Origin of the sequence: Streptomyces atratus (genome assembly GCF_040655115.1) — a bacterium.
Taxonomy (GTDB): domain Bacteria; phylum Actinomycetota; class Actinomycetes; order Streptomycetales; family Streptomycetaceae; genus Streptomyces; species Streptomyces atratus_D.
This window is the reverse complement of record NZ_JBFAJH010000071.1, coordinates 22,984-29,925: the sequence shown is the minus strand read 5'-3', so window position 1 is coordinate 29,925 and position 6,942 is coordinate 22,984. Positions and strand designations below refer to the sequence as shown.

Sequence of the window (6,942 nt, the reverse complement as noted above, 5' to 3'; positions counted from 1 at the left end):
CTTGCTCATGTTGCTCTTGCCACTCAACCTGGACTGCTTCCTCCGGGACCCATCCGTCCCAGTATCAGGCTGTCCACTTCAGAGGGGGAACTTCACTCAACGACGCCTGAGGAGCCATGCGGAGAGTAACCGGCCTCCCCGGGCACGGGAGGATGCGTGCCGCTACAGCCGGGTCGATCAGGAAGCCTTGGTCGACCCGGACGGGTTGCACTGCCGATCGGATGACGGGATCCGCACGCGAGCTGAGCGAATTGCCTGCGTCCTCGTTCCCACCGTCTGGAGGCCCCAGCTGCTACGCCGCCCACTCCAGTCCGAGGTCGGCGAGCTGCTTGAGCTTGCCAGCGGTGAGCTTCGCGCCTGCTTTTGCTGTTCGACAGGAACACCCCGAGCTTGACCTCGGTGCCGTCCTCCAGCCGCTCTACGTGGGCACTGGGGACCGTCATGACCGATCTCTGCGGGCGGCCCAGGCCTTGATGCGGGCGGACGTCTTCGCGAACGGAAATCCAGGCCTGGCCGTTGTTGTCCATGACGCACTGACGGCTGCTGAAGCGCCGGCCCCTCGGGGGTCCGGCCGCCGAGCGCTTCCGGGAAGGAGTCGGAGGGGGCGTCCGTGAGCAGCGCGGTGTGGTCCCTGATCCGCGGCGTCGTTGAGTTCGGGCACCAGTGGGGCGCAACCGGATGGTCCGAGAGTGCCCCGGCCCGGCGTCGTGATCACCTCACCTGTACTGAGAGCTGCACATCACACCCGGTAATTCCTGAATTTGGAGGCGGAAATGCGCACATCACTCATGGGTTGCGAGGGCGCGACCACTCTCTTCCATGAGCCGGACGGACTCCTCCTGCGCTCCTGTCTGATCCCCAAAGACCGGCAGCACCGAGAACATCTACTCACGTTCCAGCTCGGGTATTTGGGACCCGGTGAGATCACGGTGCACGTCGGCCTCGAAGGAGGTTCTTCCCGAGGTGGGCGGATCGTGGGGAGTCTCGGTGTCAGCACGGTGGTGCTCAACGGCGTCGAGGCGGCCGAAGAATTCCCTGAGAGATCACGTCAGCGAATACCGAGCGTGCAGCTGACGTACGTGACGTTACTGGACAGGTACGTGGTGTGGGGGCAGGCCGGAAGCAGTGATGACGATCTTTGCGGCGAGATTTCTACCGTGGTGTCGGGAAGTGCGCCCATGTTGGCCACGACGACTCGGGTCGGTGCCACGCGCAAGGCGATTTCGGATGCCGATCCCCTGGTGGAGGACTCCTGCGGCGTGCCCCAGAGCCAAGGGTTCTACTGCGAGGTGAACCCGGTTGTGTGCCCGTGATTCGGTGCCGGCCCATCCGTCATGGCCCAGGAACGGCTGAACCAGAGCCGTGTTCTTTTCGAGGTGCCCCGGAAGAACTGAGCGCCTGGACGGTGTGCCTGGCGTCGAGAGTGCGGTGCGACAGGGAGGCAGCGCCGATTCGGTTGTGGCGCTGCCTCCATAGCGCGTCAGGACCGTGCGGTGGCGGTCATACGGAACAACCGGACGTAATTGCCGCGCCAGTAGCCCAGAGGGAACCTGGTGGTGTCGGTTCCCCCGCCCACCAGCCGGCCGAGGACGATGACGTGGTCGCCGGCATCGATGAGGTCGTGCACCTCGCACTCGGCGTGGGTCAGCGTGCGGTCGAGGATGGGCATCCGGGCGGTGTCACCGGGGCTCCACTGCACGGCGGCGAACTTGTCCGGGGTGCGGCTGGCGAACAGATCCGAGAGGTCCCGGGCCTGGGAGTCGAGGAAGTTCACGGCGAACTGCCCGCGTTTACGGACCGTGTCGAGGGTGCTGCTGGGTGTCCGTACACAGGCGAGGAGCAGGGGCGGGTCCGCGGAGACGCTGCACACGGCGGAGCAGGTCATACCGCACGGCTGATTGTCGTCGTCGAGGGTTGTCACCACGCTGATGCCGCTCGCGAACGAGCCCATGATGTTGCGGAACTCCGCGTACCCGATGCCCTCGAGCTCGGATTCTGTTGTCGTGTCTGTCATGCCGTTCACAAGGTCCCCCTTCTATCGCCGCTACCAGCGCGGGTCGGTTGGTCTTGCCGTTCGGTGTCAGGGGCAGGCTGCCCACCACATGCAGAGCGTCGAAGAGCATGTACGTGGGCAGGTGCCGCGCGCAGTGCTGCTTGAGGCCGAGCAGGCGCGGGCGCTCGGCCCCGGCGGGGACGACCACGGCGTGCAGCCGGCATTCCAGCGCGTCTCCTGTGACGACCACGACCGCGGCCGCCACCGAGGGGTGGCGGGCGAGCACGGCCTCGATCTCGCCGAGTTCGACGCGGTGGCCGCGGACCTTGACCATGTGGTCGATACGGCCCACGTACTCCAGTTCACCGTCCGGGCCGATCCGTCCGATGTCCCCGGTCCGGTAAGGGCCGGCCTGCCGGGCGCGTCCCCAGTAGCCGAGCATCACCGTGGGCCCCGTCACCACGATCTCGCCTTCCTTGCCGGAGGGGTCGAGGGCGATCGAGTCCCCGGAGGCCGGGCTGCCGATGGGCAGCGGGCCTGTCCGTTGCAGATCGGCCTCCGTCACCTCGTAGGAGGTACACACGTTCGTCTCGGTGGGCCCGTACCAGTTGAGCAGCCGTACGTCGGGCCAGCTTCTGCGCATCGCCTGGGCCTGCGTGATGGCGAACGGTTCGCCGGCGAAGACGCAGGCGCGCAACTCGGCGGGCCTCGGTCCCTTGAGCAGTTCTCCCTCCCGCATCATCAGGGTCAGTGCGGAAGGCACCGAGTACCAGACGGAGATACGCCGCTCCCGGACGAACGCGACGAGTTGGGCGGGCGCGTAGGCCATCTCGGGCGGGATCAGGTGCACGGACGCCCCGGCACGGAACGCGCCGTACAGATCGAAGACCGACAGGTCGAAGTTGAAGGGGGCGTGGTTGGACAGGCGGTCTTCCGGACCGAGTCCGAGACTCTGAACCGCCCAGTCGACGAAAGCCAGCGCGTTGCGATGGCTGAGACAGACGCCCTTGGGCGTGCCGGTCGACCCGGAGGTGTAGAGGATGTACGCCATGTCGTCGGGGCGGTTGTCGAAGATCTCCGGCGCGGCGTCCTCGGGCGCTTCGGCCAGCATGGTGTCCAGGGTGACGACGGCGGCACCGCCCAGCTCGCCGGGGGCCGGCACGGAGGAGAGCGTGTAAGCGGTCGCCCCGTCCGCCACGACCAGGACGGCGTCGCTGTCGGAGGCGATGCGAGCCACCCGGTCGGGGGGATTGGCGGAGGCGACCGGCGCATACGCGGCTCCGATGCGCAGCGCCCCTTGCATGAAGGCCACGGCCAGGGCGCTCTTTCCGCCCCAGAGGATCACCCGGTCGCCGGGGCGTACCCCCCGGCCGCTCATGGCCACGGCGAACCGGTCCGCCAGACGGTCGAGTTCCGCGTAGGTCAGGTCCGCGTCCTGCGCCGAGACTGCGAGGGCGTCCGGCGTGCGCTGGGCGGCTTCGATGACGAGTGCGTGGAGTTTCACAGTCCGAGCTCCTCCGCGACGAGGAGCCGCTGTATGTCCGAGGTGCCGGAGAAGATCGTGCTGGGGACGGTGTCGCGCAGGAACGCCTCGATCCCGTGATCCCGCAGGTAGCCTCGGCCGCCGAATATCTGGATGGCGTCGAGCGCGGCGGCGACCGCTGTCTCGGAGACGGCGAGCTTGGACAGCGTGATGCTGAGCGTGGAGGCCTGTCCCTGGTCCATCTCCCAGCAGGCGCGGTACAGCAGCAGGCGGGCGCTCTCCGTCCGCAGCTTCATCCCCTCACCCTGCACACCGTCAACGCCGCCCGCCTGACCGGCGAGGACCACGTGCGCGGCACCCTCACCCCCGGCCGCCTCGCCGACCTCACCGTCTGGGACCGGGACCCCGCTCAGTGCCCCGGCGACGCCCTGCGCGACCTGAACCCCACGCACACCTTCGTCGGCGGCCTCCTGGTCACACCCAACGGCACGCGGTAAGCGGGACGTGGCGGGTGTCGGGACCGAACGCGCGGCTACCCCAGGCGCTTGCGCCTGGGGTAGCCGAATTCAAGTGGCTCGCCCCTGGACCACTACGGGTGTACGCCTCGTCCTCAATTCAGGGTTCAATCAGTCCACTTTGTTGTGACTGGCCCTGTCCTGGCCGTCCGGGCGCCCGTTGGGATGGACCTGCTTCCGCCGACGGCTGGGACGCGCAGAATCCGCTGCAGCCGCTACCGAAAGGTCCTCGATGGCCATGCCGCGTACACGCTCCTTCGTGCAGGTGGACGTGTTTTCCACGGGCCCCTACTCCGGCAATCCGGTCGCGGTCGTCCTGGACGGGACGGACCTGAGCGATGGGGAGATGCAGCGTCTGGCGCGTTGGACGAATCTGTCCGAGACCACGTTCGTCCTGCCTCCCACTGTCCCGGAGACGGACTACCGGCTGCGGATCTTCACCCCGGGAGGCGAGCTGCCGTTCGCCGGGCACCCCACCCTCGGCTCCGCCCGCGCCTGGCTGGACGGCGGCGGCATGCCGCGCCACGCCGATCGTGTTGTGCAGGAGTGCGCCGCGGGCCTGGTCACCGTGCGCCGCGGTGAGGACACTCTGTCCTTCGCCGCCCCGCCTCGTGTGCGTGACGGCGCGCTCGACGACGACTATCTGAACCGGATCGTGGCCGCATTCGGCATCACGCGCGACCGGGTCGTGGCCCATCAGTGGGTCGACAACGGGCCCGGCTGGGCCGTGCTCCAACTGGCCACGGCCGAGGAAGTCCTCGCCCTCGAACCCGACCTGACCCTCATCCCGGACGCGATGGTCGGCGCGATCGGCACCTACCCCGAGGGATCCGAGTACGCCTTCGAAATGCGTACCTTCGCCCCGGGCGCCGACGTGCCCGAGGACCCCGCGTGCGGCAGTATGAACGCCGCCGTCGGGCAGTGGCTCACCTCCACCGGCGCCGCACCTGCCGCCTACTGGGTCTCCCAGGGCACGCGGCTGGGACGGGCCGCGAGCATCGAGATCGCCGCCGATGCCGACAGCACCGTCTGGGTCAGCGGCGCCGCCGTCATCTGCATCCGCGGCACCATCACTCTCTGACCAGCGGGGCCGGGACCGTCATGTGGTGTCGGCGGAGAGTGTCTTCATGGTGACGTAGCTGGTCACCGTGGCCACGCCGGGCAGGCTGGCCAACTGGTTGGCGTGGAAGTCCTCGTAGGCGGGCAGGTCGGCGACCTCGACCTGGAGCAGGTAGTCGAAGTTGCCGGTGATGTGGTGGCAATGGACGACTTCCGGCAGTTGCGTGACTCCACGCTCGAACGTGACCACGTCCGCGCGGGTGTGCCGCATCAGCCGTACCCCGGCGAACACCCGCAGGCTGCGGCCGACCGCGGCGGGATCGATCAGCGTCCGGTAACCGCGGATGACCCCGGCTTCCTCCAGTTGCCGCACGCGCCGCAGGCACGGTGACGGCGACAGCCCGACCCGTGCGGCGAGCTCGTTGTTGCTGATCCGACCGTTCTTCTCGAGCACGGCCAGAATCGACTGGTCCACCTCATCCATGGTGGCAGATTATTGCTCCCACGGACTGAGTACCACAATCAGCTGCCTGCTCCTCGCGCAATTTGCTGCCAAAGTTGCCAAGATCCGCCCGCATCGGAGCGATGGTCGGCCACGCTTCATGGCGTCACACCGAGGTTCACGGAAGGGCAGCCATGCCGGGCAACAGCACCATCACCGTCCACGCCGACCGCGAAATCCACCCCAGCCGCGCCGTGGCACCGCCCATCTACCAGACGGCGACGTTCTCGGCCGAGGACGGGGAAACGTTCGCGCAGGGCGCCGTCGAACCGCGGGGCAAGGACTTCTACACCCGCTTCGGCAACCCGAACCACGCACAGGTCGCGGCCGTCGTCGCCGAACTGGAGGGCACCGAGGCGGCCATGGTCACCGCCTCCGGGATGGCCGCGCTCACCACCGCCGTACTGGCCCTGGTATCCGCCGGTGACCACGTCATCGGGCAGAAGTCCACCTACGGCGGCACCGGCTCGGTACTACTGAACCTGCTGCCACGCCTCGGCGTGTCGACCACTCAGGTGGACCAGACCGACCCGGAGGCGTTCGCGAAGGCACTGACCCCGCAGACCCGCCTGATCCTGGTGGAATCCCCGAGCAATCCGCTGCTGCAGATCACCGACCTGCGCGCCGTCGCGGACCTCGCCCGCGCGCACGACGTGCTCACCCTGGCGGACAACACCTTCGCCACCCCGCTGAACCAGCGGCCAGCCGACCTCGGCATCGATCTGGTCTGGCACAGCGCGACCAAGTACCTCAACGGCCACTCCGACGTCTCCGCCGGAGTGATAGCCGGGTCGGCCGAGCTCCTGAACCGGATCTGGGACGTCGGCCTGCTCACCGGTGCCACCCTCGGCCCCATCGACGCATGGCTGCTGCTGCGAGGCATGCGCACCCTGCCCCTGCGGGTGCCACGGCACAACGCCAACGGCCAGGCGCTCGCCCAGGCGTTGAACGAGCACCCGGCCGTGGCGAAGGTGCACTATCCCGGTCTGGCGAGTCACCCGCAGCACCAGCTGGCGGCCAGTCAGATGAGCGGTTTCGGCGGGGTGCTCGGCATCGAGTTCACCGGCGGTTTCGAGGTGGCCGACGCGTTCCTCGGCAAGCTGCGCTACTCCCTCCGGTCGGCCAGCCTCGGCGGCGTGGAATCGCTGGCCGTGCATCCGGCGTCCATGTGGCGCGGAATGCTCAGCGAGGAACAGATCGCCGAATCGGTTCCGCCGGGCCTGGTCCGGCTGGCCGCGGGCACAGAGGACACGGCCGACCTGGTCGCCGACGCGCTGGCCGCGGCCGACGCCGTGCACATCACGACGGCGAGTGCCTGAACCACCCAGAGAGCGCCGGTCGCACGGAGCGGCGACGCCATCCGCCCGTGTGCACACACGTGACCGGCGCG

General features: G+C 68.4%; 7 protein-coding genes and 1 pseudogene. 4 read left to right on the top strand and 4 right to left on the bottom strand.

The annotated features are described in order from the left end of the window. Positions 1–773 precede the first annotated feature (773 nt). Entirely contained in the window at positions 774–1,313 is a 540-nt protein-coding gene (locus tag AB0I23_RS37880; RefSeq protein WP_359117016.1) for a hypothetical protein, read from the top strand. Between the two features lie 167 nt (positions 1,314–1,480). Here the strand turns inward: AB0I23_RS37880 and AB0I23_RS37875 are convergent. The 3 genes and pseudogenes from AB0I23_RS37875 to AB0I23_RS37865 form a co-directional block, all read right to left on the bottom strand. Beyond that, positions 1,481–1,891 (bottom strand): annotated as a pseudogene (locus AB0I23_RS37875) (flavin reductase family protein); the annotation flags it as partial. Further along, entirely contained in the window at positions 1,791–3,497 is a 1,707-nt protein-coding gene (locus AB0I23_RS37870; RefSeq protein ID WP_359117013.1) for an amino acid adenylation domain-containing protein, read from the bottom strand. The pseudogene AB0I23_RS37875 and the gene AB0I23_RS37870, both read right to left, overlap by 101 nt. Next, entirely contained in the window at positions 3,494–3,772 is a 279-nt protein-coding gene (locus AB0I23_RS37865) for an acyl-CoA dehydrogenase family protein (protein ID WP_359117028.1), read from the bottom strand. The genes AB0I23_RS37870 and AB0I23_RS37865 overlap by 4 nt, the downstream gene beginning before the upstream one ends. On the opposite strand from AB0I23_RS37865, the gene AB0I23_RS37860 reads away from it, so the two are divergent. Both AB0I23_RS37860 and AB0I23_RS37855 read left to right on the top strand, forming a co-directional pair. After that, positions 3,704–3,973, top strand: coding sequence for an amidohydrolase family protein (locus AB0I23_RS37860; protein ID WP_359117025.1), 270 nt, complete (start codon positions 3,704–3,706; stop codon positions 3,971–3,973). The two genes, AB0I23_RS37865 and AB0I23_RS37860, sit on opposite strands and share 69 nt — an antisense overlap. 256 nt (positions 3,974–4,229) lie before the next feature. Next, entirely contained in the window at positions 4,230–5,072 is an 843-nt protein-coding gene (locus AB0I23_RS37855) for a PhzF family phenazine biosynthesis protein (RefSeq protein WP_359117011.1), read from the top strand. Positions 5,073–5,090: 18 nt separating this feature from the next. Here the strand turns inward: AB0I23_RS37855 and AB0I23_RS37850 are convergent, their stop codons facing one another. Beyond that, a complete protein-coding gene (locus AB0I23_RS37850) occupies positions 5,091–5,534 on the bottom strand; it encodes an Lrp/AsnC family transcriptional regulator (RefSeq protein ID WP_359117008.1) in 444 nt (147 codons plus the stop codon). Between the two features lie 152 nt (positions 5,535–5,686). Here AB0I23_RS37850 and AB0I23_RS37845 point away from each other — a divergent pair, with 152 nt between their 5' ends. Continuing rightward, positions 5,687–6,871, top strand: a complete 1,185-nt coding sequence (locus AB0I23_RS37845; protein WP_359117006.1) for a trans-sulfuration enzyme family protein — start codon at positions 5,687–5,689, stop codon at positions 6,869–6,871. The last annotated feature ends 71 nt before the right edge of the window (positions 6,872–6,942 follow it).